22 protein-coding genes are annotated in these 24,230 nt (G+C 52.9%); 7 read left to right on the plus strand and 15 right to left on the minus strand.

Annotated features, from left to right (window positions below; all coding sequences use genetic code 11):
- Positions 1–48: 48 nt before the first annotated feature.
- From NAZ64_RS14690 to cecR, 4 genes are read right to left on the minus strand one after another with little or no spacing between them, the layout of a single operon-like run.
- Positions 49–1,179, minus strand: coding sequence for an ABC transporter permease (locus NAZ64_RS14690; protein WP_000045765.1), 1,131 nt, complete (start codon positions 1,177–1,179; stop codon positions 49–51).
- Positions 1,172–2,908 carry an ATP-binding cassette domain-containing protein gene (locus NAZ64_RS14695; RefSeq protein WP_001287616.1) on the minus strand — a complete coding sequence of 579 codons (1,737 nt, stop codon included), beginning with the start codon at positions 2,906–2,908 and terminating at the stop codon, positions 1,172–1,174. Before NAZ64_RS14695 ends, NAZ64_RS14690 begins: the two co-directional genes overlap by 8 nt.
- Positions 2,901–3,896 (minus strand): secretion protein HlyD, encoded by a 996-nt coding sequence (hlyD, locus tag NAZ64_RS14700; protein ID WP_000743431.1) that lies wholly within the window; start codon positions 3,894–3,896, stop codon positions 2,901–2,903. Before hlyD ends, NAZ64_RS14695 begins: the two co-directional genes overlap by 8 nt.
- On the minus strand, positions 3,896–4,570 hold the full coding sequence (gene cecR, locus NAZ64_RS14705) for a transcriptional regulator CecR (RefSeq protein ID WP_080176991.1): 675 nt from the start codon (positions 4,568–4,570) through the stop codon (positions 3,896–3,898). The genes hlyD and cecR overlap by 1 nt, the downstream gene beginning before the upstream one ends.
- Before the next feature lie 229 nt (positions 4,571–4,799).
- On the opposite strand from cecR, the gene rhlE reads away from it, so the two are divergent.
- The 3 genes from rhlE (at position 4,800) to ybiB (ending at position 9,517) form a co-directional block, all read left to right on the plus strand.
- Positions 4,800–6,161, plus strand: coding sequence for an ATP-dependent RNA helicase RhlE (gene rhlE, locus NAZ64_RS14710; protein ID WP_080176992.1), 1,362 nt, complete (start codon positions 4,800–4,802; stop codon positions 6,159–6,161).
- Positions 6,162–6,368: 207 nt separating this feature from the next.
- On the plus strand, positions 6,369–8,513 hold the full coding sequence (dinG, locus tag NAZ64_RS14715; RefSeq protein ID WP_001218630.1) for an ATP-dependent DNA helicase DinG: 2,145 nt from the start codon (positions 6,369–6,371) through the stop codon (positions 8,511–8,513).
- 29 nt (positions 8,514–8,542) lie between these two features.
- Positions 8,543–9,517: a DNA-binding protein YbiB gene (gene ybiB, locus NAZ64_RS14720; RefSeq protein WP_079843092.1), complete on the plus strand. Its 975-nt coding sequence runs from the start codon at positions 8,543–8,545 to the stop codon at positions 9,515–9,517.
- A 155-nt stretch (positions 9,518–9,672) separates the two neighbouring features.
- On the opposite strand, the gene ybiJ is transcribed toward ybiB, so the two are convergent.
- Positions 9,673–9,933, minus strand: a complete 261-nt coding sequence (ybiJ, locus tag NAZ64_RS14725) for a DUF1471 family protein YbiJ (RefSeq protein ID WP_000849089.1) — start codon at positions 9,931–9,933, stop codon at positions 9,673–9,675.
- A 284-nt stretch (positions 9,934–10,217) separates the two neighbouring features.
- On the minus strand, positions 10,218–10,484 hold the full coding sequence (locus NAZ64_RS14730) for a DksA/TraR family C4-type zinc finger protein (protein WP_000146332.1): 267 nt from the start codon (positions 10,482–10,484) through the stop codon (positions 10,218–10,220).
- A 204-nt stretch (positions 10,485–10,688) separates the two neighbouring features.
- Between NAZ64_RS14730 and rlmF the strand changes: the two genes are divergently transcribed.
- On the plus strand, positions 10,689–11,615 hold the full coding sequence (gene rlmF, locus NAZ64_RS14735; protein ID WP_131046191.1) for a 23S rRNA (adenine(1618)-N(6))-methyltransferase RlmF: 927 nt from the start codon (positions 10,689–10,691) through the stop codon (positions 11,613–11,615).
- Here the strand turns inward: rlmF and ybiO are convergent.
- From ybiO to rhtA, 6 genes are all read right to left on the minus strand, one after another.
- Positions 11,612–13,834: a mechanosensitive channel protein gene (gene ybiO / locus NAZ64_RS14740; protein ID WP_483640973.1), complete on the minus strand. Its 2,223-nt coding sequence runs from the start codon at positions 13,832–13,834 to the stop codon at positions 11,612–11,614. The genes rlmF and ybiO overlap by 4 nt on opposite strands.
- Positions 13,835–13,952: 118 nt before the next feature.
- Positions 13,953–14,675 (minus strand): glutamine ABC transporter ATP-binding protein GlnQ, encoded by a 723-nt coding sequence (gene glnQ / locus NAZ64_RS14745; protein ID WP_000569093.1) that lies wholly within the window; start codon positions 14,673–14,675, stop codon positions 13,953–13,955.
- Positions 14,672–15,331, minus strand: coding sequence for a glutamine ABC transporter permease GlnP (gene glnP / locus NAZ64_RS14750; RefSeq protein ID WP_001159076.1), 660 nt, complete (start codon positions 15,329–15,331; stop codon positions 14,672–14,674). The genes glnQ and glnP overlap by 4 nt, the downstream gene beginning before the upstream one ends.
- Positions 15,332–15,476: 145 nt before the next feature.
- On the minus strand, positions 15,477–16,223 hold the full coding sequence (glnH, locus tag NAZ64_RS14755) for a glutamine ABC transporter substrate-binding protein GlnH (RefSeq protein ID WP_000838671.1): 747 nt from the start codon (positions 16,221–16,223) through the stop codon (positions 15,477–15,479).
- 476 nt (positions 16,224–16,699) lie between these two features.
- Positions 16,700–17,203 (minus strand): DNA starvation/stationary phase protection protein Dps, encoded by a 504-nt coding sequence (gene dps, locus NAZ64_RS14760; RefSeq protein WP_000100805.1) that lies wholly within the window; start codon positions 17,201–17,203, stop codon positions 16,700–16,702.
- Positions 17,204–17,505: 302 nt separating this feature from the next.
- A complete protein-coding gene (gene rhtA / locus NAZ64_RS14765) occupies positions 17,506–18,393 on the minus strand; it encodes a threonine/homoserine exporter RhtA (protein ID WP_001119555.1) in 888 nt (295 codons plus the stop codon).
- A gap of 353 nt (positions 18,394–18,746) precedes the next feature.
- Here rhtA and ompX point away from each other — a divergent pair, with 353 nt between their 5' ends.
- Positions 18,747–19,262: an outer membrane protein OmpX gene (gene ompX / locus NAZ64_RS14770; RefSeq protein WP_024797842.1), complete on the plus strand. Its 516-nt coding sequence runs from the start codon at positions 18,747–18,749 to the stop codon at positions 19,260–19,262.
- 62 nt (positions 19,263–19,324) lie between these two features.
- On the opposite strand, the gene NAZ64_RS14775 is transcribed toward ompX, so the two are convergent.
- Positions 19,325–20,905, minus strand: a complete 1,581-nt coding sequence (locus NAZ64_RS14775) for a phosphoethanolamine transferase (protein WP_001089315.1) — start codon at positions 20,903–20,905, stop codon at positions 19,325–19,327.
- Positions 20,906–21,169: 264 nt separating this feature from the next.
- Complete coding sequence (mntS, locus tag NAZ64_RS14780) at positions 21,170–21,298, minus strand: manganase accumulation protein MntS (protein WP_001001755.1); 129 nt, start codon at positions 21,296–21,298, stop codon at positions 21,170–21,172.
- Positions 21,299–21,483: 185 nt separating this feature from the next.
- Here mntS and mntR point away from each other — a divergent pair, with 185 nt between their 5' ends.
- Both mntR and NAZ64_RS14790 read left to right on the plus strand, forming a co-directional pair.
- A complete protein-coding gene (mntR, locus tag NAZ64_RS14785) occupies positions 21,484–21,957 on the plus strand; it encodes a manganese-binding transcriptional regulator MntR (RefSeq protein WP_000533543.1) in 474 nt (157 codons plus the stop codon).
- Positions 21,954–23,066: an anion transporter gene (locus NAZ64_RS14790; RefSeq protein ID WP_001046525.1), complete on the plus strand. Its 1,113-nt coding sequence runs from the start codon at positions 21,954–21,956 to the stop codon at positions 23,064–23,066. Before mntR ends, NAZ64_RS14790 begins: the two co-directional genes overlap by 4 nt.
- A gap of 43 nt (positions 23,067–23,109) precedes the next feature.
- Here the strand turns inward: NAZ64_RS14790 and ldtB are convergent, their stop codons facing one another.
- Positions 23,110–24,030: a L,D-transpeptidase gene (gene ldtB / locus NAZ64_RS14795; protein WP_001056404.1), complete on the minus strand. Its 921-nt coding sequence runs from the start codon at positions 24,028–24,030 to the stop codon at positions 23,110–23,112.
- Positions 24,031–24,230: the final 200 nt, after the last annotated feature.

Genomic DNA, 24,230 nt, shown 5'->3' on the forward strand with positions numbered 1-24,230 from the left:
GTAGGCCCGGTAAGCATAGCGCCACCGGGCAAAATAGGAGCGCCAGAGTTAATCCAGCCGTCGTTTGGTTTTTAGCCACGTCAGGCCAATAAACATCACCGCCGAGGCGATTAAAAACAGTACGTTAACGCCTAACACGACTGGAATATTGCCGGCCAGAAACAGACTTTGCAGGGTGCTGACAAAATAGCGCGCCGGAATAATATAGGTCACCGCGCGGATCACCGCAGGCATACTGTCTATCTGGAAGATAAACCCGGACAGCATAATCGAGGGCAAAAAGGCGGCGTTCAGCGCCACCTGCGCAGCGTTAAACTGGTTGCGAGTGATGGTGGAAATCAACAGCCCCATCCCCAGCGTACTCAGTAAAAACAGACTGGTGATGATAAACAGAATCACCAGCGAACCGCGATACGGCACGCCGAGAATAAACACCGATACCAGCATACAGAGCAGCATCGCCAGCATACCGAGAAAGTAATAGGGAATAAGCTTACACAGCAGCAGTTCAACACGCGTCACTTCGGTTGAGAGCAGCGCCTCCATCGTGCCGCGCTCCCATTCGCGGGCAACGACCAGCGAGGTGAGGATTGCGCCAATTACCGTCATGATAATGGTCACCGCCCCGGGAATGATAAAATGCTGACTGATCGCCGCCGGGTTAAACCAGTAGCGCGTCTGGACGTCGATGAGCGGTTCAAAGGTGTCGCCGCGATCTTCCGCCCGCTGCTGTTGCCAGATTTGCCAGATGCCTTCCACATAACCCTGAACGAAGTTGGCGGTGTTTGGCTCGCTGCCGTCGGTAATCACCTGAATCGGCGCGCTGTCACCGTCGCGCGCCATTTGCTGCGCGAAATCCACCGGAATCACCACCAGTCCGCGAATGCGTCCGGCCTGCATTTTTTCAATTAATTCATGGCGATTATCGCTAATGGTCGCGTCGATATAGGGTGAACCGGTCATCGCATGAGTGAAATCCAGCGCCTCCTGGCTTTGCTGTTCAAGCAGAATCCCCACCCGCAGCTTGCTGGAGTCAAGGTTAATGCCGTAACCAAAAATAAACAGCAACAGCAGCGGGATCACCACCGCAATCAGCCAGCTACTGGGATCGCGCACGATCTGGCGCGTCTCTTTGACGCACAACGCACGCACGCGGCGCCAGGAGAGAGACTTACTCATGCGTATGCTCCTTATCCCAGTCATTGATGAGAGTGATAAAGGCCTGCTCCATCGTCGGATCGGCCTGTTGCTCATCGGCGGCCTGCGCTTTGAGATCGTCCGGCGTACCGCTGGCGATAAGCTTCCCACGATAAACCAGTCCGATGCGATCGCAATATTCCGCCTCATCCATAAAGTGGGTCGTCACCATTACCGTGACCCCTTTTTCCACCATACTATTAATGTGCAGCCAAAATTCACGGCGGGTGAGGGGATCAACCCCGGACGTTGGTTCATCAAGGAATAAAATATCCGGTTCGTGCATCAGCGAGCAGGCCAGCGCCAGTCGCTGTTTAAAGCCCAGCGGCAGCGCATCGGTGGGATGCGACGCGATGCTTTTCAGACCAAACGCTTCACTCATGCGCTGAATTTTTTCATTTTGCGCGCGGCCCCGCAAACCGTAGACGCCGGAGAAAAAACGCAGGTTCTGCTCAACCGTCAGGTTGCCGTAAAGCGAAAATTTTTGCGCCATATAGCCCAGATGCTGACGGGCTTTGCCGGAGCTGACTTTCAGGTCCATATCCAGCACCAGCGCCTTGCCGGACGTCGGCACCAGCAGGCCGCACATCATTTTAAAGGTGGTTGATTTACCCGCGCCGTTCGGGCCGAGCAGGCCAAAAATCTCGCCGCGCTGTACGACGAAATTAACATGGTCCGTGGCCGCGAAATCGCCAAATTTTTTCGTCAGTTCCTGCGCTTCAATCACCGTTTCGCCGGCAGTGCCTTCAACCGTATGCAGGATTGAACCCAGCGGAGACTCCGAGGTTCCCGCTCCGCCAAGCAGATCGATAAACGCATCTTCGAAACGCGGCGCGGTCTCATTGAGGGTGATTTCCGGCATCCCTTCGGCCTGACGAATATCTGCTGCGGTCGCCTCTTTTTTCAGGATCAGACGTACCGAACGTCCCTGAATCATGCCGTCGCTCACCTGCGGCAGTCTGAGCGCTCTCTGTAGTAACTTACGGTTGTTTTCCTGTGGACTGCTCATCAGAAAGCTACGCCCGGCCATCGTTTGCGTCAGCGCTTTAGGTTCGCCCTGATAGAGCAGCTCGCCTTCATTCATCAGCAGCACATCGCGACACTGTTCGGCTTCATCCAGATAGGAGGTGCTCCATAAAATCAGCATCCCGTCGCCCGCCAGTTCGTGAACCATTTGCCACAACTCGCGCCGTGAAATCGGGTCAACGCCAACGCCCGGTTCATCCAACAGCAGCACTTTCGGTTCGCCGACCAGCGTACAGGCCAGCCCCAGTTTTTGCTTCATCCCGCCGGACAATTTCCCCGCCAGACGGCCAGTGAAAGGGCCGAGGGCGGTAAATTCCAACAAACGGGCAAAGGTCTTTTCCCGTATCTCGCCGGTAACGCTGCGTAAATCGGCATAGAGATTAAGGTTCTCCATGACGGTAAGATCTTCATACAGACCAAATTTCTGCGGCATATAGCCCAGAACCGCGTGCAGCTCGCTGTCGTTTTGTATCGGGTCGAAGCCCAATACGGACGCGCTGCCGCCATCGGCTTTGAGCAGGCCCGCCAGCATACGCATCAGCGTGGTTTTTCCTGCGCCGTCCGGCCCTACCAGCCCGGTGACATAACCGGAATGAATGGTACAGTCGAGCGGCGCGACGGCGGGTTTATCCATTCCCGCAAAGCGCTTCGTCAGACCGTGCAGCGTAATAACGGCCTCACTCATGCCGTGCCTCGTCATTAAATTTCACCGTGACTGGCATCCCCTGGCGTAACGCATCGTCCGCATCGGTGACGATAATGCGCAGGCGATAGACAAGATCGGTACGCAGATCCGGCGTTTCGACGGTTTTCGGCGTAAATTCCGCGGTGGGCGAAACGAAACCAATCTTGCCGTGGTAAGGTTTGTCAGGACGACCGTCGGTATACAACAGAATGTCGCGCCCCGGTTGTGTCTGACTGAGGTTGCGTTCATCGACATAGGCGCGCACCCAGACGGGGCGGGTCAGCGAGAGCGTTAATACCGTGCTGCCGGCGTTCAGCATACTGCCAGGCTCGACCGCGCGGGTGAGCAAGGTTCCGTTGGCAGGCGCGATAAGCGTGGTGTCCTGCAAATCAAGCTGCGCCTGCGCCAGTTGGGCCTTTGCCTGTTCCAGGCTGGCTTTCGCCTGGGCGATATCCTGTTCACGATTACCGGTACGGTACTGGCTCAGTTTATCCTGCGCGGACTTCAGCGTCGCCTGCGCCTGATCGCGCGATGAGCGGGCGTTTTCCAGATCGTTAGCGGAAATGGTGCGGCTTTTCCACAATCCTTGCTGGCGGTTATAAAAGTTTTGCGCGTAGTCATAGGCGGCTTGCGCCTGTCTGACGGCGGCGGCGGCCTGGGCTATCTCTTCATCGCGATAGCCTGCCAGCATCAAATCATATTGCGCCTGCGCGACCGACACGCCAGCTTTCGCCTGCATTAGCGCGTTTTCGTATGGCGCGTGATCCAGTTCGCCGAGCACCTGTCCGGCTTTGATGGCATCGCCTTCATCAACATTCAGCGACGCCAGCCTGCCGCCGACGCGAAAGCTGATATTGACGGTACGGATATCGACATTACCGTATAGCGTCAGCCCATCGTCCTGCCGACTTTGATACCACCAGGTTCCACCGGCAATCACAGCGACGATCGCTGCGATTGCCAGTCCGATAACGACAGGTTTTTTCATCAGTCCAGACTCCTTTGCGTTAAACCGTGCAGAATAAGATCGATGTGGCAGGTTACCGTCTGGTAAATCAGCTCCGCTTTTTCTTCATCAAACTGCGGCCAGCCGGTACGTAACAGAATAGTTTCTTTGCCGAGACGGAACGCCAGCACTTCGCCCAGTAAGGCATGGGTATGCAAAATCATGCGCGTATCATTGGCGTCGCAGCCGGTATAAGCGGCAACCAATCTTGTCAGATGGGTGTGCAACGGATCGATAACTTGTTCATGAACCAATTGGTAGGCCGACGTGGGAGAGAGCTGCTCGCGTGAAATAAATTTGCTCAGGTTAACGGTGTCTTCCTGCGTCAGCAGCATAATCATGTTCTTGCAGGCGAGCAGAATGAGCTCGCGTATGGCGTCCCGGTCAGGGACAGGCTGGCGAAACAGACGTTCCGCCTTTTCAGCATGGGGGCGAAATTTTTCGCCAAGAAAATCGGCAATCCACTGGGCGCAGGCGAGGTATAAATCCTCTTTTGAGCCGAAATAGTAAGTAATGGCGGCAATATTTTGCCCCGCCAGCGCGGCGATATCGCGCGTGGTGGCATGGAGGCCATACTCGCCAAACTGCGCCAGCGCGGCGGCAATGAGCTGACTTTTCGCCTGCTCGCCCTTGGTGGTCGTGGTGGGAATATTCATCACACGCCCTAATACTTAATCAATCGATTGATTAAGACTATGACTCATAATGGCACTTGTCCAGTGTGGTCGATTAATTTGTCTTTGCCACCTTCCGGGATAATTTATGCGCCGCATCACAAAAACTGCTACACTCCGCCCCTTCATGACATTGTGGTTTTTGTCATTCCAAATTTGAGCATCTCCCTGAAAACTACACCGGCAACGGTCGGGGCGGTCCGGAGTAGTTATGTCTTTTGATTCCCTGGGATTAAACCCTGATATCCTGCGCGCCATTGCCGAGCAGGGTTACCGTGAACCTACCCCTATTCAGCAACAGGCAATTCCTGCCGTGCTGGAAGGCCGCGATCTGATGGCCAGCGCCCAGACCGGAACCGGTAAAACGGCGGGTTTTACCCTGCCATTATTGCAGCACCTGATTACCCATCAGCCGCACGCTAAAGGTCGTCGCCCGGTGCGCGCGTTGATCCTCACGCCAACCCGCGAGCTGGCGGCGCAAATTGGCGAAAACGTCAAAGATTACAGTAAATATCTCAATATTCGCTCGCTGGTGGTATTTGGCGGCGTAAGCATTAATCCGCAGATGATGAAACTGCGCGGCGGCGTGGATGTGCTGGTGGCGACGCCGGGACGTCTGCTCGACCTGGAACATCAAAATGCCGTGAAGCTGGATCAGATTGAGATTCTGGTACTGGATGAAGCCGACCGTATGCTGGATATGGGCTTCATTCACGACATTCGTCGCGTGCTGGCGAAACTGCCGGCGAAGCGTCAGAATCTGCTGTTCTCCGCCACGTTCTCCGACGACATCAAAGCGCTCGCCGAAAAGCTGTTGCGCAACCCGCTGGAAATCGAAGTGGCGCGACGCAACACGGCCTCAGAGCAGGTGACGCAGCACGTGCACTTTGTCGATAAAAAACGCAAACGTGAACTGTTGTCGCAGATGATTGGCCAGGGCAACTGGCAGCAGGTGTTGGTCTTCACCCGCACCAAGCATGGCGCGAACCATCTGGCGGAACAGCTTAATAAAGACGGTATTCGCAGCGCGGCGATCCACGGTAATAAATCGCAGGGCGCACGTACCCGCGCGCTGGCCGATTTTAAATCCGGCGATATTCGCGTGCTGGTAGCGACGGATATTGCGGCGCGTGGTCTGGATATTGAAGAGCTGCCGCACGTGGTCAACTATGAACTGCCGAACGTGCCGGAAGATTATGTACACCGTATTGGCCGTACCGGTCGCGCGGCGGCAACTGGCGAGGCGCTGTCGCTGGTCTGTGTTGACGAGCATAAACTGTTGCGTGATATCGAAAAATTGCTGAAAAAAGAGATCCCACGCATTACGACGCCGGGCTATGAGCCGGACCCGTCGATTAAAGCGGAGCCGATTCAGAATGGCCGTCAGCAGCGCGGCGGCGGCGGTCGTGGACGCGGACAAAATCAGGGGGGAGCGGGGCGCAGTCAGCAGCCGCGACGTCAGGATAGCGGGGCGGCGAAGGCGAAACCAAAACCGCGCACAGGCGAGGGGAAACCCGCTGGCGACAAAGCACGTCCGCCGCGTCGCCCGCGCAGAATCACGCCTGCTCAGTAAATTTTATCCGGCAACATGCCCGGTAGCGCGACGCTTACCGGGCCTACGGACTATGCAAATACGTAGGCCGGATAAGGTGCTTGCACCGCCATCCGGCAAAATACACATCGCGTTGCGAGCCGCCTTCCAGAACCGGTAAAAAAGGTACTTCCCGCCCCTGAAATATGACACAATAGTGGCTGTTTATACAGTACTTCAGGTTTTCTCATGGCATTGACCGCTGCGCTGAAAGCGCAAATCGCCGCCTGGTATAAGGCGCTTCAGGACCAGATTCCCGACTTTATTCCCCGTGCGCCGCAGCGGCAGATGATTGCTGACGTCGCCAGAACGCTGGCCGGGGAAGAAGGGAGACATCTGGCTATTGAAGCGCCGACCGGCGTCGGGAAAACCCTCTCCTATCTTATTCCCGGTATCGCCATTGCCCGGGAAGAGCAAAAAACACTGGTGGTCAGTACCGCTAACGTGGCGTTACAGGATCAGATCTTTAGCAAAGATTTGCCGCTGCTACGAAAAATCATCCCCGATCTGCGCTTTACCGCTGCCTTTGGCCGCGGGCGTTACGTGTGTCCGCGAAACCTGGCGGCGCTCGCCAGTAGCGAGCCTACGCAGCAGGATCTGCTCGCCTTTCTTGATGACGAACTGACGCCTAACAACCAGGAAGAGCAAAAGCGCTGCGCCAGGCTGAAAGGGGATCTTGACGGTTACAAATGGGATGGTCTGCGGGATCATACCGACATTGCTATTGACGACGATCTGTGGCGGCGATTAAGTACCGATAAAGCCAGTTGTCTGAACCGCAACTGTCACTATTACCGCGAATGTCCATTCTTTGTCGCCCGACGTGAAATACAGGAAGCGGAAGTCGTGGTGGCGAATCACGCGCTGGTAATGGCGGCGATGGAAAGTGAAGCCGTACTGCCGGAACCAAAGCATCTGCTGTTGGTACTGGATGAAGGTCATCATCTGCCCGATGTCGCTCGCGATGCGCTGGAGATGAGCGCGGAAATTACCGCCTCCTGGTATCGCTTGCAACTGGATCTGTTCAGCAAACTGGTGGCGACCTGCATGGAGCAATTTCGCCCTAAGACCACGCCGCCGTTAGCGAATCCTGAGCGACTTAACGCCCATTGCGAGGAGGTATACGAACTGATCGCCTCGCTCAATGCCATTCTTAATCTGTATATGCCCGCAGCGCAGGAGGCGGAGCACCGTTTTGCAATGGGCGAGTTGCCTGATGAGGTCATGGAAATCTGCCAGCGACTGGCGAAGCTGACCGAGACGCTGCGTGGGCTGGCGGAATCCTTTCTCAACGATCTCAGCGAAAAAACCGGGTCGCACGATATTGTGCGTTTGCATCGGGTGATTTTACAGATGAACCGGGCGCTGGGAATGTTCGAGGCGCAAAGTAAATTATGGCGGCTGGCTTCGATGGCGCAGTCTTCAGGCGCGCCGGTGTCCAAATGGGCGACGCGTGAAATACGCGAAGGGCAACTCCACGTCTGGTTCCATTGTGTCGGTATCCGCGTCAGCGATCAGCTGGAAAGATTGTTATGGCGCAGCGTACCGCACATTATTGTCACCTCGGCGACACTGCGCTCGCTCAATAGCTTTTCGCGCCTGCAGGAAATGAGCGGCTTAAAAGAAAAAGCCGGCGACCGCTTTGTGGCGCTGGATTCGCCGTTTAATCATGTGGAACAGGGGAAACTGGTGATTCCTCAAATGCGCTACGAACCCACCATTGATAACGAAGAGCAGCATATTGCCGAAATGGCAGCCTATTTTCGAGAGCAACTGGAGAGCAAAAAACATCATGGTATGCTGGTACTGTTCGCCAGCGGGCGGGCGATGCAGCGTTTTCTGGAGCATGTCGCTGATGTGCGCTTACTCCTCCTGGTCCAGGGCGACCAGCCGCGTTACCGGCTGGTGGAGCTACACCGTAAACGGGTGGAGAGCGGCGAACGCAGCGTGCTGGTTGGGCTTCAGTCTTTTGCCGAAGGGCTGGATCTTAAAGGCGAGCTGCTGACGCAGGTCCATATCCATAAAATTGCCTTCCCGCCGATCGACAGCCCGGTCGTGATCACCGAAGGCGAATGGCTAAAAAGCCTGAATCGTTATCCGTTTGAGGTACAAAGCTTACCAAGCGCGTCTTTTAATTTAATTCAGCAGGTAGGGCGATTGATCCGTAGCCACGCCTGTCGGGGAGAAGTGGTCATTTATGATAAGCGGTTGTTGACCAAAAACTACGGACAGCGTTTACTGAATGCCTTACCTGTTTTTCCGATAGAGCAGCCTGCCGTGCCAGACGTTATAGTAAAACCAAAAGCAAAACCTGCACGCCGCCGACGGCGTTAATGCTGTGAGCACACTTCAAGGAGCTTTCAATGGATTATCGCAAGATCATCAAAGAGATCGGGCGAGGTAAAAATCACGCCCGCGATCTGGATCTGGATACCGCGCGCGGTTTGTATACCCGAATGCTGAATGGCGACGTCCCCGACCTGGAGATGGGCAGTATATTGATGGCGCTGCGTATTAAAGGCGAAGGCGAAGCCGAAATGCTGGGCTTTTATGAAGCCATGCAGAATCATACCATCAAACTGACACCGCCCGCAGATAGGCCGTTGCCGGTCGTTATTCCCAGCTATAACGGCGCGCGTAAACAGGCGAATTTAACGCCGTTGCTGGCTATCCTGCTGCATAAATTGGGCTTTCCAGTTGTAGTACACGGCGTCAGTGAAGATCCGACCCGCGTACTGACGGAAACAATATTTGAGCTGATGGGGATTGTCCCCACCCTACACGGCGGACAAGCGCAGGCCAAACTGGACGGGCACCAGCCGGTGTTTATCCCGGTGAGCGCGCTCTGCCCGCCGCTGGAAAAACAACTGGCGATGCGCTGGCGGATGGGCGTGCGCAACAGCGCGCATTCACTGGCCAAGCTGGCGACGCCATTTGCTGAGGATGCCGCGCTGCGTTTATCAAGCGTTTCTCACCCTGAATATGTCCCGCGTGTGGCGACCTTTTTTAGCCGCATCGGCGGGCGGGCTTTGCTGATGCATGGTACCGAAGGCGAAGTCTATGCCAACCCGCAACGCTGTCCGCAAATCAGCCTGATTGATAGCCGTGGCGTGCAGGTACTGCATGAGCGTCAGAGCGACACGCACGACGAGCCGCTTTCACTGCCTGCGACTAAAGATCCTGAAATCACCGCGCGCTGGATTGAGCGCTGCCTTGCCGGCCGCGAGCCGGTGCCGCAATCATTAAAAACGCAAATGGCCTGTTGTCTGGTTGCGACGGGAGAGGCAGCGACGTTAGAAGACGGGCTTGCGCGAGTCGAACAGGCTTTTAGCGAATAAAAAAAGCCCGTCCAGTGACGAACGGGCAAATAAGGGTAACAAACAGGGTTAATGAGGGTTGGAGCAGTGGGTCTGTTGGCAAACAGACGAGGGTAATACCCGTCAGAATTCAAACAACAGCGATGTTACAGCCTGAAATCTGGCGGGCAGGTAAATTATTTATAAATCACCGCAGTGCCGCTCATTTTGTCATTACCTACGGCGGAGGTGATGTTATAAGCGCTTGCGCCAGCAGCGGCGGCTTTTTCAGCCAGTTTAGCTTCCAGGCCATCCAGCGTGGTGGCGCCATCGGCAGACACTACGCCGATTTTATGCAAGTTTTGCGTCTGAGACGCGCTAACCGGTTCTGCGGCAAAAGCGCCAAAAGAAAGGGTGGAAAGCGCGATGGCTGCAACAGCATATTTAATGGTTTTCATGATTAATCTCTCGCAGGTTATTCTGTTTATGGGACGATGTTCCGTCGATGTGATGAGTATCACGGTTTTTTGCGAAAGATAAAATCGAATAGAATTGACGGCCTTGCTCAAAAATTTTGAATGACAAATAACCTATTGATTATTAATTAATTCAACGGTGGAATTTACCGTTCTTGTCATCTGGCTTTACAGAGTCGAGGTTAACGGCACATTCTGCGACGCAGAACGCTAAAAAGCATGAGCGTAAAGGAATGGATGATACTGGCGGTTTCGGTAAAGAAAAGTCAGCGTAACTGGCTGTCTTTTGAACCTCTGCGATTATATCCTGAAAATGTTGCGTTATGTAAATCTTTCTCCTGTTGGCAGGATATGCATAACCGAACGCCCGGTACGGCTTTACGCCGCGCTTCAGGGATAGGGTCGCCGCAAGATTCGCATTCATCGCGACTTTCGCCGTGAGGAAGTTCGCCGCGAGCGCGGGCAACGGCATCTTCAATGGTATTGTTGATTTGTTCATTCACTGCGTCGTCATTTGCCCAGCCGGATGCCATCACGCTCTCCTGATTTTAGGGTACCTGAGGTTAAGTGTAGCGCCGTCAGGTGAAAAAATCGCATCGCGCGATCTTTTCAGACCATGAGCAGAACCAATGTCATTCAGATATCCGATCAAACGAGCGAGGCAGGGAATTCGCGGTGGTATATTTACCCCGTGGCGTTATACGGGTATCTTACGCCGCTGCTAAAAGGAGAATGCCATGTCCGCCCAGAAACCGGGGTTACACCCGCGCAACCGCCACCAACACCGTTATGATCTCGCCGCACTGTGTCAGACCACGCCGGAATTGACGTCCTTTCTTATCCGCACGCCCGCAGGTGAACAGAGCGTTGATTTTGCTAATCCGCAAGCGGTAAAAGCGCTCAATAAGGCGTTGCTGGCGCATTTTTATGCCGTCACACACTGGGACATTCCGCCAGGGTTTTTATGTCCGCCGGTGCCTGGTCGTGCGGATTATATCCATCATCTGGCGGATCTGCTTGGCGAAACAACAGGGAGTATTCCGGCGCAGGCAACTATTCTGGACGTGGGCGTGGGCGCCAATTGTATTTATCCGCTTATCGGCGTCCATGAATATGGCTGGCGATTTACCGGTAGTGAAGTCAGCGACGCAGCGATGTCCAGCGCGCAGGCTATCATTCAGGCTAATACGGGGTTAAGCCGCGCCATTCGTCTGCGTCGGCAAAAAGATTCGGCGGCCATTTTTACCGGTATTATTCATAAAAATGAATTTTATGACGCAACGCTTTGTAACCCGCCTTTTCACGACTCCGCCGCCGCAGCCCGCGCGGGCAGCGAGCGTAAGCGCCGCAATTTGGGGCAGAATAAAGATGATGCGCTGAACTTTGGCGGTCAACAGCAGGAGCTATGGTGCGAAGGCGGCGAAGTCGCCTTTATTAAAAAAATGATTGCTGAAAGCCAAACCTTCCGCCGTCAGGTGTTGTGGTTTACGACGTTGGTGTCGCGCGGCGAGAATTTACCGCCGCTTTACCGGGCGTTGACGGAGGCTGGCGCGGTGAAAGTGGTGAAAAAAGAGATGGCCCAGGGGCAAAAGCAAAGCCGCTTTATTGCCTGGACCTTTATGGATGACGACCAGCGTCGCCGTTTTATCACCCGTAAACGCTAAATCGTCGGTTCGCGCGGCGGCAGTGAATCAGGCGACGGGCCGCCGGCGGAGGCGGGCAGAACCTGATACGTTTGCACCGGCGCGCGCACATTGGCCAGATCAAAATGCTTTTTCACCTGGCTATCAAGGGCAAAACGCACCGTCCACTGCTTGAGCGGTAGGGTGGTGAACGATACGCGTAAAGTAAACGCCGTGTTCGTTAAACCGACAATACCGGCGAATGTGGGTTCGCCGATAATCAGCCCGCGAATATCCTCCGTCTCCATCAGCGCCGTTACCGCGTCTTTCAGCGCCTGATTCGCTTTATCCGCATCCTCATGGCGATCCACGTCATAGTTGGCGACAACTGAGCCGATACCGCGCACAAAGTTGGCGAAAGTGGTGATCGAGGACCACGGGATAATATGGTATGCCCCGGTATCCTGCCGCACGCCGACGGAACGAATCGACATTCTTTCGACCGTCCCCGTCAGCGGGCCTATGGTGACTAAGTCGCCGGTATTCATCCCGTTTTCAAACTGAATAAAGACGCCGGTAATAATATCTTTCACCAGGGTTTGCGAACCGAAAGAGATAGCCAGACCTAACGCCCCCGCGCCAGCCAGCAATGGCGCGATATTGACGCCGATTTCCGATAACACGATCATGATGGTTATGGTACTGATAATCACTGCCAGCGCATTGCGGAACAGCGTCAGCAGCGTGCGCGTGCGGGCGCTGGGTAGCGGGCGACCATGAATATCGGAGGCCAGGCGATTCTCAATCAGACTGGCGAGAATCGTCCATCCCACGGCGGAGAAGAATAAGATTAACGCGATACGGATGAGGATATCGACCATCTTTTCCCCCGCGCCATAATGTAGCCAGTGCCAGAAATCGAATAATCCCCAGGCGTTGAGCAACAGCATAACGGCGACGCAGACGGTCAAAAAGCGTGCGACTTTTAGTGCCGAGGAGAGCCAGCCGTTAAGCCGCTTTTGTAATTCCGGGTAATTGCGCTGCGTATGGGGCGACAGGGTGATGGTTTTCGCTATCCAGCGGGTAAACATACCGGAGATAAACGCGGCGATGCCAATAATCGCCAGACTGCGCACGGTCGCGCCCATCATAAACTTCAGGCTATTGCCTGGGTCGAATAACGAGAAGAAAAACAGCACGATAAAGTAAGCGCTGGCCAGCCAGTGCCACACCAGCGCAAAGGCGCGGATAAACAGGCTAAAAAAGGCTAATGATCGTTCCGCCAGACTTAATAAATGTTGCGTAATCTCCGCTTTGTTTTTAAAGATCAGGTACAGCGCCCAGATGGTGATGCAGAGCATGATCGCCACATTCGCCATCGCGCCAACCTGAACATTCACCTGGTTGGAAATAATCGGAACGGCAACAATCAGCCCGTAGCCAATCAAACTGCTAAGGGAACTCATACGGCGATTCCAGTAACGCGCTGTCGCATCCTGAATCGCGAATGGGCGTAATTCCGGTACATTAGGGCAAAAAATAAGCCGCAGAATCGCTTTAAAGAACTCTATCAGCGCGAAGGCATTCAGGAACAGGCTTTGCTGAAAAGCGATAGTTCGACTTCCCGCATGGAAATTATCACTGAGCATCTGACCGATAAATAAGGTGAGCACCAGTAGCAGCAGGTCGATAATAAACGCGCCGACGATCATCGCCGGGAGCTGTAACCAGTTGCTGCGTTCACGGTTTTTCTTGCGCGCCCACAGGCCCATTTTTCGATATAACGGCAGGGCGCAAAGCCGTATCACGCTATAAAAACCAAATACCGCGACGGCCAGAAATAAAAAGTGGGTTAACGCGTTGGTGAAGGTTTGCGAGTTAAACGGCTTGTGCGGCGCATCGGTGATGTTGCGATAAAGCTGGGCGAAACGGGTAGCGAAAGCATCGCCGTACTGACGGGTAACGGTGGTGACGTTCTCCAGTACCGTTTTCTCATCTTTGGCCGCAGGCGGCGCAAGCGCTGGTGCCGGCTCGGTCGGCGGCGTGGTTGAGGCTTCGCGGAGTTGCGCTATCAATTCGTTACGTGAAGCCTCGTTCTCCAGTACGTCAGCCAGGGCCGCATAGGCCGCTTTTTTTTGTTCAGGACTGGGCTCTGGCGCTGCCTGCTGGCTGGTTGATGTCCCCGTGGTCACGCCGGGTATGGCGACCGCATGGGCAGGCGTGCCCAGTAGACAAAAAAGGATGAACAGGGTCCACCGCATGACTCCTCCAGTGAGAAAAGAGACGCAAAACACTAAGTATAGATGGCGCAGGGGAGGAAAAATGAAATGGGACTATTCCATGATGCCCTCCCTGCCGCAGGGCAGGAAGGGCGATATCTCAGGAGACGTGCTGTAAAAATTCCTGTAAACGTGGGCTTGGCGGGTTTTCGATCAACGCCTGCGGACTGCCATCTTCGGCAATACGGCCTTTATCGATGAAAATCAGCCGTGAGGCGACTTTTTCGGCAAAGCCGATTTCGTGAGTGACAATGACCATGGTCATGCCTTCTTCCGCCAGATCCTGCATGACTTTCAGCACTTCATGGCGCAGTTCAGGGTCCAGAGCGGAGGTTGGCTCGTCAAAGAGCATCATTTTCGGCTTCACTGCCAGCGCTCGGGCAATGGCGACGCGCTGTTGTTGACCGCCGGAAAGCTCGGAGGGGTAGTGGTGCGCCCGTTCCGCCAGTCCAACTTTCGCTAACAGAGCTTTCGCCTGTTTTTCCGCTTCTTCTTTCTTTACGCCGCGCACGCGCAGAGGACCGAACATCACGTTTTCGAGCGCGGTCAGATGCGGGAACAGATAAAACTGTTGAAACACCATGCCGGCTTCCTGGCGAATCAGCCGTTCGTCTACTTTAGGATCGTTGACTTTCAGACCATCGACAATCAGATCGCCGGAGGTGATCTCTTCCAGTTTATTGATACAGCGTAATAACGTGGATTTACCCGAACCGGAAGGGCCGATAATCACAACCACTTCGCCCTGACGGATGTTTAAATCAATGTTATGCAGCACCTGGGTGGGGCCAAAGTGCTTGGAGACGTTTTTAAATTCAATCACAGGATTTTCATCCTTCTTTCAAGACGACGCAAAATAAAGCTCAGCACCAGCGTAATGATCAAATAGAAGACGGCCACGGCGCTCCAGATTTCCAGAGCGCGAAAGTTACCGGCAATAATTTCCTGGCCCTGACGGGTCAGCTCGGCTACGCCGATAACAATAAACAACGAGGTGTCTTTGATGCTAATGATCCACTGGTTGCCCAGCGGCGGCAGCATACGGCGCAGAGCAAGCGGTAAAATAACATGGCGGATGGTTTCCCGGCGAGAAAGGCCCAGCGCCAGACCCGCTTCGCGAAAACCTTTGTGAATGGATAGTACTGCGCCGCGAGTAATTTCCGCGATATAAGCGCCGGAGTTAATCATAATTGTCACGACCGCTGCGCTGAACGGATCAATACGCAAATCATTAAATGCCATCGGCAGGGCAAAGTAGATAAACATGACCTGGACAACGATGGGCGTGCCGCGAATAATTTCAATGAAAACCAGGGCGATATGGTTGGCGAACCAGCCGCCAAACGTACGGGCAAAACCTGCCGCCAGTCCAATAACCAGGCCGCCAGCCAGACCGAGGACCGAGATCCACAGGGTCATTTTAGCGCCCTCAAGTAAAAGCGGAATGGCGGGCCAGATGGCGCTCCAGTCAAACTGCATATGTCGTTCCTGTTACCGTGGTGTAAATAGTCAAATGCTCTATCCGGCGCGGAAATGGCGTGAAAGTGTCTTATCCGTCACGGAAAAGAGCTGTAGGCCCGGTGAGCGTCCTCACTACCGGGCCACAAGCCAACATCAGGTCGTTTTATTTAGGTTCTGTACCGAACCATTTTTTGTAGATTTCGTTATAGGTGCCATTCTCACGCAGCGTTTTCAGCGCGCCGTTGACTTTCTCGCGCAGTTCATCGCTGCCTTTCGGGAAGGCAACTCCGTATTGCTGTGCTTCCAGCGATTCGCCTACCGCCTTGAACTGGCCGTTGCCTGCGGTTTTGATAAAGTACAGGATGTTCGGCGTATCGTGCAGAACGGCGTCTGCGCGGTTGGTGCCTAATTCCATGTACGCGTTATCAATGTTCGGGAACTGACGCAGATCTTTGGTTTTGATATTCGCTTTCGCGTAATCCACCGACCCGGTTCCGCTCTTCACGGCAACGACTTTGCCATCGAGGTCTTTAACGCTTTTAATATCGTTATTGTTGGCTTTCACCATCACGAGCAGACCGCTTTTGTAATAGCCATCGGAAAAGTCGATCGCTTTTTTACGCTCGTCCGTAATCGTAATACCCGCCAGCGCCAGATCGATATTTTTGGTTTGTAATGCCGGAATAATGCCGCTGAAATCCATCGGTTTCAGGGTGTAGTCCAGCTTCAGTTCTTTCGCGATAGCGTCCCACAAATCGACATCAAAACCGACGTATTTGTCGCCCTGTTTAAATTCAAACGGAACGAACGCCGTATCGGTTGCCACAACGAGTTTCTTATCCGCGGCGTGCGAAGACACCGCAAAAGCCAGGGTAAGTGCAGCCAGTGAAACTTTTAATAGAGACTTCATAGCATTTCCTTTTCTATCCACGGGGCGATCCCCTGCGAGAACATGTAGCGTAATGAAAAAATCATGCCAATTATGTAACTCATTGTTTTAACAGAAGCGTGAATCATTCCTGTGCACAATAAGTCGGGCAAAACCAGTATGCCGCACCGTTTTGGGGCACTGATTTAGTGCATGAATAACAAAGTAGAGATACAGGGTCTATTTAGCGTAAAAATTGTTGTTAAAACAATCTTTAATTAACGATTGTGTGATGTAATTATTACAAATAATTCACTTTTATCGGAGGGGAGTACAAGACGTGTGCACTATTTAAGTGCAAAACCCCTGTGCCAGGCAGGGGTATAGGGATGACTTATATACTTGTGTACATCAAGTTGCAGGTGCGTTCGCTTCATTGACCGACGGAAGTCAGGCTTCTGCGGATTCGCTGCGTTTGTACCTTCCTGCAACTCGAAGTATTCAGGGTAGAGATAGATTTATTCGATGTTGGATTCGATAAACCACAGGAATTTATCGAGGTCGCGTGATGCGGCGGTAAAGATATCGGCAGTGTCTTCATCTTTGGCTTCACCGATAGCTTTGCGAACATCATTAGCGACAACAGCGTAGCGATCGGCCAGTTCTTTTAAGTGATCCTGCACGTTATGGATGTCCAGCGGATAGCTTTTCAGTGGAGTTTTGCTGTTGATAACTTGCGTGGTGCCTAACGCCACACCGCCAAGCTGTACGGCGCGCTCGGCCATAGTATCCAGATGATCGGTCAGTGCGGTACGGAAGCCATCCAGCATCTCATGAACGGCAATAAAGTTAGCACCGCGCATGTTCCAGTGGGCCTGTTTCGTGATCAGCGACAGGTCAATGAACTGGATCACCTGACGATTAAGCAACTCAACCGTCGCTTTTTTATCGCTCTCTGATACATCGTTACGGGTATAAAGCAGATTAGACGCTTTTGTTTTTACCAGTTTAGCGGTACTCATAATCTCATATCCTCTTGATGTTTGTGTCCCAGGTAATTAACGAAAATAAGTATAGCACCGGTTTTTAACTTTGCTTTTTTGAATTTACCTATCACTTTAATAGTACAGACAAGATTTAATATTTATTATGATTAAAAATCAATTAGTTAGACGAGTTTGCTGTTTGATGGGTAATAATTCTCATTTTAATGTAAAAAATGAGAAAAAATATGACAAAAAATGACGAAGTAATAGCGCGATAATAAAAGGTGAATAACGAGGTGATATTCTGCATGATTATGCACATCATGCAGAATAAGAAACTATTTTACGTCAACTTGTTTAATTTGCGGTTCGCGGCGAATCGTTAGGGTAGAACCCATTGAGGCGGCAATGATGGCGCACAGGGCCATGATTTGTATGCCCGTAAGCGTTTCGCCCAGAAAAATCATCCCGGAAACGGCGGCCAGCGCGGGTTCCATGCTCATCAGCGTACCGAAGGTGCGGGTTGGCAGGCGCGTCAGCGCAATCATTTCCAGTGAATAAGGCAGCGCCGTAGAAAGCACAGCGACCGCTAACCCTAAGGGAAGAATCGACCAGTGCCATAGCGCGTCGCCAGCCTGAACTGCGCCAATCGGCACGAAAATGATGGCGGCAATCAGCGAGCCTACCGCCACCGTGGCCGGACCATGTTCCGCGCCTGCTCGCTGGCCGGTAAGAATATAGACAGCCCAACAGGCGCCAGCGCCGAGCGCCAACGCGGCCCCGGTAAGATCGACGTGAGACATATCTTGCCCTAATGGCAGCAGGAACCAGAGTCCAAGCACAGCCAGTACGACCCAAATAAAATCTACCGGCCGCCGGGATGAAAACAGCGCGACCGCCAGAGGACCGGTAAATTCCAGCGCGACCGCAATACCCAACGGCACCGTCTGAATCGACAGATAGAATAGATAGTTCATCCCGCCCAGCGACAGACCATAAAACAGTAAAGGCAGCCGCTGCTCTTTGGCAAAACGCAAACGCCAGGGTTTGAAAAAGGCGATAAGGATAAGCGTTCCCAACGCCAGACGAAGCGCCGTTACGCCCGGCGCGCCGACAAGAGGAAATAACGATTTCGCCAGTGAAGCGCCACTCTGAATAGAGGACATGGCAATGAGCAAAACCAAAATGGGCAACCATACTGGTAGTTTACGTGTTGACCCCGGCATCCTTTCTCCTGTCAAAAAATGTCAGTACGAGTAAAGGTGGCAGTGTAATGGAAATTCCCCGCGGCGGTTGAGGATTCGTTGAAAAAAAATTTCCAGGATTCCATAAAATGAACTTAAATTGATGGATAAATAGACTGTTAGTTTAGGAATAATCTGGATGAATGTATCGCGCCGCACGCGCATTATTGGTGCAATCAGCCGGAAAAGTGATGTTAATTGAATAAGATAGCGCGATATGGAAACGTTCTGTTACATGAAAGGCGCCCTTAGACACCGTGAATCGCAAAGAGTTTCCCATTAATTTTTGATATATTTAAAACTTAGGACTTACTTGAAGCACATTTGAGGTGGTTATGAAAAAAATTGCATGTCTTTCAGCACTGGCCGCTGTTCTGGCTTTTTCCGCAGGTACTGCAGTAGCTGCTACTTCTACCGTTACCGGTGGTTACGCTCAGAGCGACGCGCAGGGCGTAGCGAATAAAATGAGCGGTTTCAACCTGAAGTATCGTTACGAGCAGGACGACAACCCGCTGGGCGTAATCGGTTCCTTCACCTACACCGAAAAAGATCGTACTAACGGTGCGGGCGATTACAACAAAGGGCAGTACTACGGCATCACTGCCGGCCCGGCTTACCGTCTGAACGATTGGGCGAGCATCTACGGTGTAGTCGGTGTGGGTTACGGTAAATTCCAGACGACCGATTACCCAATCTACAAACATGACACCAGCGATTATGGCTTCTCCTATGGCGCTGGTCTGCAATTCAACCCGATGGAAAATGTTGCTCTGGACTTCTCTTACGAGCAGAGCCGTATTCGTAGCGTTGACGTTGGCACCTGGATTGCTGGCGTGGGTTACCGCTTCTAATCACGTCGGTGAAAATAAAAAATCCGCCTTTCGGGGCGGATTTTTTTTGCCTGAAACGTGCATTATTTTAGTGAAAAAATATCGCTGCCCAGATGGTTATAGTCCACTTTCTGTAATTTGAAATTGGTGATATAAACGGGCCCGGCTTTCTGCTCCGAAATAAAACGATAGCGATTTTTGATCTCTTTAGCGCTAATTCCTGTCCATTGCGAGAAAAAACTCAGGAAATCGTTCGCGGAACGGCGAGCTTTAATGATCCGATGCGCTTTACTATCGCTGGATAGCACCATAAACGGCACCTGGAAGTTTTGCTGGAATTTGTCGTCATGCGCCAGGTACTGTACCGCTTTGCCGCGCTCTTTAAACGCCAGCCCGTGATCGGAGAAATAGACGAGCGAAAAACTGTCGCCGCTATGACGAAGCTGAGTATAGAGCTGACGGAGCAAATCGTCGGTTTGCGTCATGGTGTATAAATAACAAGACGTCTCTTTCGACTGGACAAACGTCGCGTATTTTCCCTGAGTACGGTCGCAGGCCTGGGGATGCGATCCCATTAAATGCAACACAATCAACTGCGGTTGCGTGCGTTCTGTCGCCAATACCTGCGCCGTCATGGTTAACAGCGCGTCGTCGCGAGTATTTTTATCCGCTTCAAAATCGCCGTTTTTCAGGAAATGCGCTTCATCGGCGCGTTTGGCGATACTGGCGATGGCCGTGTCGTATTCGCCAATTTGCCCCTGATTGGAAAACCACCATGTCTGAAAACCGGCGCGGTTAGCCAGCGTGACGAAGTTATCCTGATACTGCGGTTTGTTATCCACCACGCGATTGAGCGTTAAACCAAGCGATTTTTGCGTTGAGCCGCTGGCGGCGATGTAATCCATAAAGAAGTCGCCATTCACATGGCTGGCGAAGGGGGTATTATCCCAGTGGCCGCCGAAAGCGCCCATGGCATCCCGTCGCGCGCTTTCACCAATCACCACGACATAGATGTGATATCTGGGTTTCACCGCAGTAACCGTCCAGCTATCTTTTATGCCGGATAGCTGCGCCATACGGTGCTGCTCTTCAATGACTTCGTTGTTATTGACGATAACGTCTTTGGCGAAGCGAAAAACCGGATAGCCGGTATCAATAACCTTAAAAACGCCGCCCCACGCCAGATTTTGTACCGGCGCGACGAAAAATGCCGCGACGCTAATCAGCAGGCACAGGCTGTCGAGGCTATTCCAGCGCGGCTTGACCTCTTCTTTTCGGCGGCGAAGCGCAATAATACCCAGCGCAAAAATAAAAAGTCCGGTCAGGTAGCTATACCACGGGAAGATGGTCAGGATTTCGCTCGACTCTTCCATATTGGTGGAGTGCAGCGCCAGCAGCGTATTAAAGTTCGGCGCGCCGTAAGCCTGGCCAAAGGGAAAATAGCAAGCGGCTACCAGCGAACAAATGCCGAGCAGTGCTTTTTGTCCGCGGGGCAGGTAGCGCCAGAGCAGCAGCAACAGGCAGGTAAACGCCGCGGTATAAAGCAGGCTAAAGGGATAGCCGAGCGCGAGGTTAATCAGCAGCGACTGTAAAAAGTAGAGGCCCGCCCACGGGCTTACAGCCCGACGACGGGCGAGAAGTGAATCGATAAGGGTTGAATTCATATGCCACTATTGCAAAAACGCCATGTGCTAACCCTGGCGCGAAGGGTCATTACCTGCCTGATTATGCGTAAAAAAGGTATTGGGTTCGCAACGGCGAGTCGCAAAATATTCAGGGCTGCCAGAAGATAGAGCGTGCGGGTAAGAAGGTCAACCGCCGGAAAGAAAATGTTTTGCGAAGAGAATAGCAAAACCACAAAAAAACAGGGGAAATGGGCGCCATTTCCGTTGAGGATGCAAAATAAAGCGGCGTACCGCACCGCCGCGTTATTTCGTGGAAGGGTTATCCTGTTCCGGTTTGCCGTTGATCATATCGCACAACATAGAGAGCAGCATTAACCGGACTTTAAAGGGAGAGTGACTGAACACGCGTATACACCTCTTAAATTCGTTCATATAAACCTCCTGATGTTTCTATCCCATCGATCCGTGAGGGATGTCTGCATTACATACAGATATAGCACAGGCTATGTTTTATAGCTATTGCTAAAACGTTAATTTTTTGTGCCCGGACAACTCTGGTTTACAATGAGCGCTCTGTCAGCTGACGCGTTAACGCGTCACAGAAACGAGGAAGCAAAATGGGTCGTCGCGCAGGTACGCCAACAACAAAAAAAGTGACGCAATTGGTGAACGTAGAAGAACACGTTGAAGGATTTCGTCAGGTCAGAGAGGCGCATCGCCGTGAGTTGATAGACGATTACGTTGAGCTGATTTCCGATTTAATTATTGAGGTAGGGGAAGCGCGTCAGGTGGATATGGCGGCTCGGCTCGGCGTCTCCCAGCCAACTGTGGCCAAAATGCTTAAGCGCCTGGCATCGTTAGGATTTATTCAAATGATCCCCTGGCGCGGCGTTTTTCTGACGCCGGAAGGGGAGAAGCTGGCGCAGGAAAGCCGCGAGCGGCATCAAATTGTCGAAAATTTTTTACTGGTATTAGGCGTAAGTCCGGAGATCGCGCGTCGTGATGCGGAAGGGATGGAACACCATGTCAGCCAGGAGACATTGGATGCCTTTTTGGCCTTCACGCAGCAGCATGGAACATCTGTAGAATGAATCTGGCCTTTTTACGGGCGCTGCGGCGTGACCGTTTTTTTCAGTTGTTGATCATTGTGGGGATGGCGTTAAGCCTGTTTGTTCCTTTTGCGCCCCGCGCCTGGCCTGGCGCGATTGACTGGCACACCATTATTACCCTCAGTGGGTTAATGTTGCTCACTAAAGGCGTTGAGCTGAGCGGCTATTTCGATGTGCTGGGACGCAAGATGACGCGCCGATTTCATACCGAGCGGCAACTGGCGATGTTCCTGGTGCTGGCTGCGGCGGTGCTGTCGACCTTTCTGACAAACGATGTCGCGCTGTTTATCGTTGTGCCGCTGACGATAACGTTGAAAAAACTGTGTGCGATTCCGGTCAACCGATTGATTATTTTTGAGGCGTTGGCGGTGAACGCCGGTTCGCTGCTGACGCCTGTCGGTAATCCGCAAAATATTCTGTTGTGGGGACGCTCCGGCTTAACCTTTGCTGAATTTAGCGGGCAAATGGCGCCGCTTGCCGTCATGATGATGCTGACGTTACTGCTCCTGTGCTGGTTTTGTTTTCCGGGTAGGGCGTTACAGTACCATACCGGTACGCGTTCGCCGCAGTGGCAGCCCCGTCTGGTGTGGAGTTGCCTGGGATTATATGTCGTTTTTCTTACCGCGCTGGAGCTCAGGCAAGAGTTATGGGGACTGGTGTTGGTGGCGGCTGGGTTTATTGTGCTGGCGCGCAGGGTGATAGTCAGCGTGGACTGGACGCTGCTGCTGGTATTTATGGCGATGTTTATTGATGTCCATCTGCTAACGCAATTGCCGGCGTTGCAGGGCGTTTTCAACCAGGTTGGCGCACTGTCTCACCTGGGACTTTGGCTAACCGCTATCGGCTTGTCTCAGGTTATCAGTAATGTGCCCAGTACCATTCTCCTGCTGAACTATGTACCGGCCTCGACGCTGCTGGCGTGGGCGGTGAATATCGGCGGGTTTGGTCTGCTGCCGGGGTCGCTGGCAAATCTTATTGCTTTACGGATGGCGAACGATCGCCGAATCTGGTGGCGATTTCATTTCTATTCACTGCCGATGCTGGCATGGGCGGCGCTGGTGGGATATGGATTATTGCAACTGATGCCGTAAGAGAAGCCCGATAGTGTCTATCGGGCTTCGCAGGCAGAGTCTGTCAGTTCAGACGAACCGGCATCCCGGAACGATCCTGAACTGCCTGTTGTACGACGGTCTGATCAACGTCAGGCTCGTTGGTGACGGCCAGGATACTCTTATTAAGCGTGATCGGCACCGCTTCCTTACCTTCAAACTGCGCTTCCGTCGTTGACAGCGGGTTATGCACCTCAATGTAACGGCTACCGTCCGGCTCGGTGGTGGCTTTTACCGGTTCATCGATAAACTGCACGCGGGTGCCGACCGGCACATTTTCAAACAGGAATTTGATATCGTCGTTGCGCAGACGCACGCAGCCGTGGCTCACGCGAAGCCCGATGCCGAAGTTGGCGTTGGTGCCGTGAATAGCATACAGGCGACCAATGTACAGCGCGTACAGGCCCATCGGGTTATCCGGGCCCGCAGGCACGACGGCAGGCAGCGGCTCGCCGGCGGCGCGATATTCAGCGTGCATTTTTGCCGTAGGCGTCCAGGTCGGACCGGCTTTTTTACGTTCAACTTTGGTCGTCCAGTTGATAGGCGTGTCTTTACCTAACTGACCGATCCCAATCGGCAGGACGATAACGGTGTTTGTGCCTTTCGGGTAGTAATAGAGGCGCATTTCCGCGCTATTGATGATAATGCCTTCGTGTACGGTATCCGGCAGGATCAGCTGCTGCGGAATATTCAGCACGGTACCGCCCTTCGGCAGGAAGGTATCCACGCCCGGGTTGGCTTCCAGCATGTTGGACAGACCCATCTGATACTCCGCGGCAAAATACTCCAGCGGCTGGGTATTGCCCTCCGGCACGGTGATGACCTGATTTTGCCCAATTAAACGGCTACCATCGGTAGGCAGCGGGTAAGTGACTGCTGAGGCTGTTTTACAAAAACCAACTACAGCGAAAGCCGCCGCGAAAAGCGTTGTTAATTTCATATTCATGTTATGCGAGATTCTGTGCCAAGCAGGCTAGTAGGTTGAGAATTCTGTCATGTTGGGAGCGCATTATAGGTGCATTCCAGTAAACAGGGAATTCAGATGTGTACGAAATCACGTTTTTTTCCCTTACGGTTCAGTGTAGCCCTTTGTACAGGGCGCGATCTTATTTCAGACTTGTGGCATAATAAGCGGTTTGTCACATC

It is taken from the genome of Salmonella sp. A1325, from assembly GCF_056991255.1.

Excerpts from the sequence above, each read along its gene's own strand:
- NAZ64_RS14690 (WP_000045765.1), bottom strand. The coding sequence starts at position 1,179 with ATGAGTAAGTCTCTCTCCTGGCGCCGCGTGCGTGCGTTGTGCGTCAAA.
- NAZ64_RS14695 (WP_001287616.1), bottom strand. The coding sequence starts at position 2,908 with ATGAGTGAGGCCGTTATTACGCTGCACGGTCTGACGAAGCGCTTTGCG.
- hlyD (WP_000743431.1), bottom strand. The coding sequence starts at position 3,896 with ATGAAAAAACCTGTCGTTATCGGACTGGCAATCGCAGCGATCGTCGCT.
- cecR (WP_080176991.1), bottom strand. The coding sequence starts at position 4,570 with ATGAATATTCCCACCACGACCACCAAGGGCGAGCAGGCGAAAAGTCAG.
- rhlE (WP_080176992.1), top strand. The coding sequence starts at position 4,800 with ATGTCTTTTGATTCCCTGGGATTAAACCCTGATATCCTGCGCGCCATT.
- dinG (WP_001218630.1), top strand. The coding sequence starts at position 6,369 with ATGGCATTGACCGCTGCGCTGAAAGCGCAAATCGCCGCCTGGTATAAG.
- ybiB (WP_079843092.1), top strand. The coding sequence starts at position 8,543 with ATGGATTATCGCAAGATCATCAAAGAGATCGGGCGAGGTAAAAATCAC.
- ybiJ (WP_000849089.1), bottom strand. The coding sequence starts at position 9,933 with ATGAAAACCATTAAATATGCTGTTGCAGCCATCGCGCTTTCCACCCTT.
- NAZ64_RS14730 (WP_000146332.1), bottom strand. The coding sequence starts at position 10,484 with ATGGCATCCGGCTGGGCAAATGACGACGCAGTGAATGAACAAATCAAC.
- rlmF (WP_131046191.1), top strand. The coding sequence starts at position 10,689 with ATGTCCGCCCAGAAACCGGGGTTACACCCGCGCAACCGCCACCAACAC.
- ybiO (WP_483640973.1), bottom strand. The coding sequence starts at position 13,834 with ATGCGGTGGACCCTGTTCATCCTTTTTTGTCTACTGGGCACGCCTGCC.
- glnP (WP_001159076.1), bottom strand. The coding sequence starts at position 15,331 with ATGCAGTTTGACTGGAGCGCCATCTGGCCCGCCATTCCGCTTTTACTT.
- glnH (WP_000838671.1), bottom strand. The coding sequence starts at position 16,223 with ATGAAGTCTCTATTAAAAGTTTCACTGGCTGCACTTACCCTGGCTTTT.
- dps (WP_000100805.1), bottom strand. The coding sequence starts at position 17,203 with ATGAGTACCGCTAAACTGGTAAAAACAAAAGCGTCTAATCTGCTTTAT.
- rhtA (WP_001119555.1), bottom strand. The coding sequence starts at position 18,393 with ATGCCGGGGTCAACACGTAAACTACCAGTATGGTTGCCCATTTTGGTT.
- ompX (WP_024797842.1), top strand. The coding sequence starts at position 18,747 with ATGAAAAAAATTGCATGTCTTTCAGCACTGGCCGCTGTTCTGGCTTTT.
- NAZ64_RS14775 (WP_001089315.1), bottom strand. The coding sequence starts at position 20,905 with ATGAATTCAACCCTTATCGATTCACTTCTCGCCCGTCGTCGGGCTGTA.
- mntS (WP_001001755.1), bottom strand. The coding sequence starts at position 21,298 with ATGAACGAATTTAAGAGGTGTATACGCGTGTTCAGTCACTCTCCCTTT.
- mntR (WP_000533543.1), top strand. The coding sequence starts at position 21,484 with ATGGGTCGTCGCGCAGGTACGCCAACAACAAAAAAAGTGACGCAATTG.
- NAZ64_RS14790 (WP_001046525.1), top strand. The coding sequence starts at position 21,954 with ATGAATCTGGCCTTTTTACGGGCGCTGCGGCGTGACCGTTTTTTTCAG.
- ldtB (WP_001056404.1), bottom strand. The coding sequence starts at position 24,030 with ATGAATATGAAATTAACAACGCTTTTCGCGGCGGCTTTCGCTGTAGTT.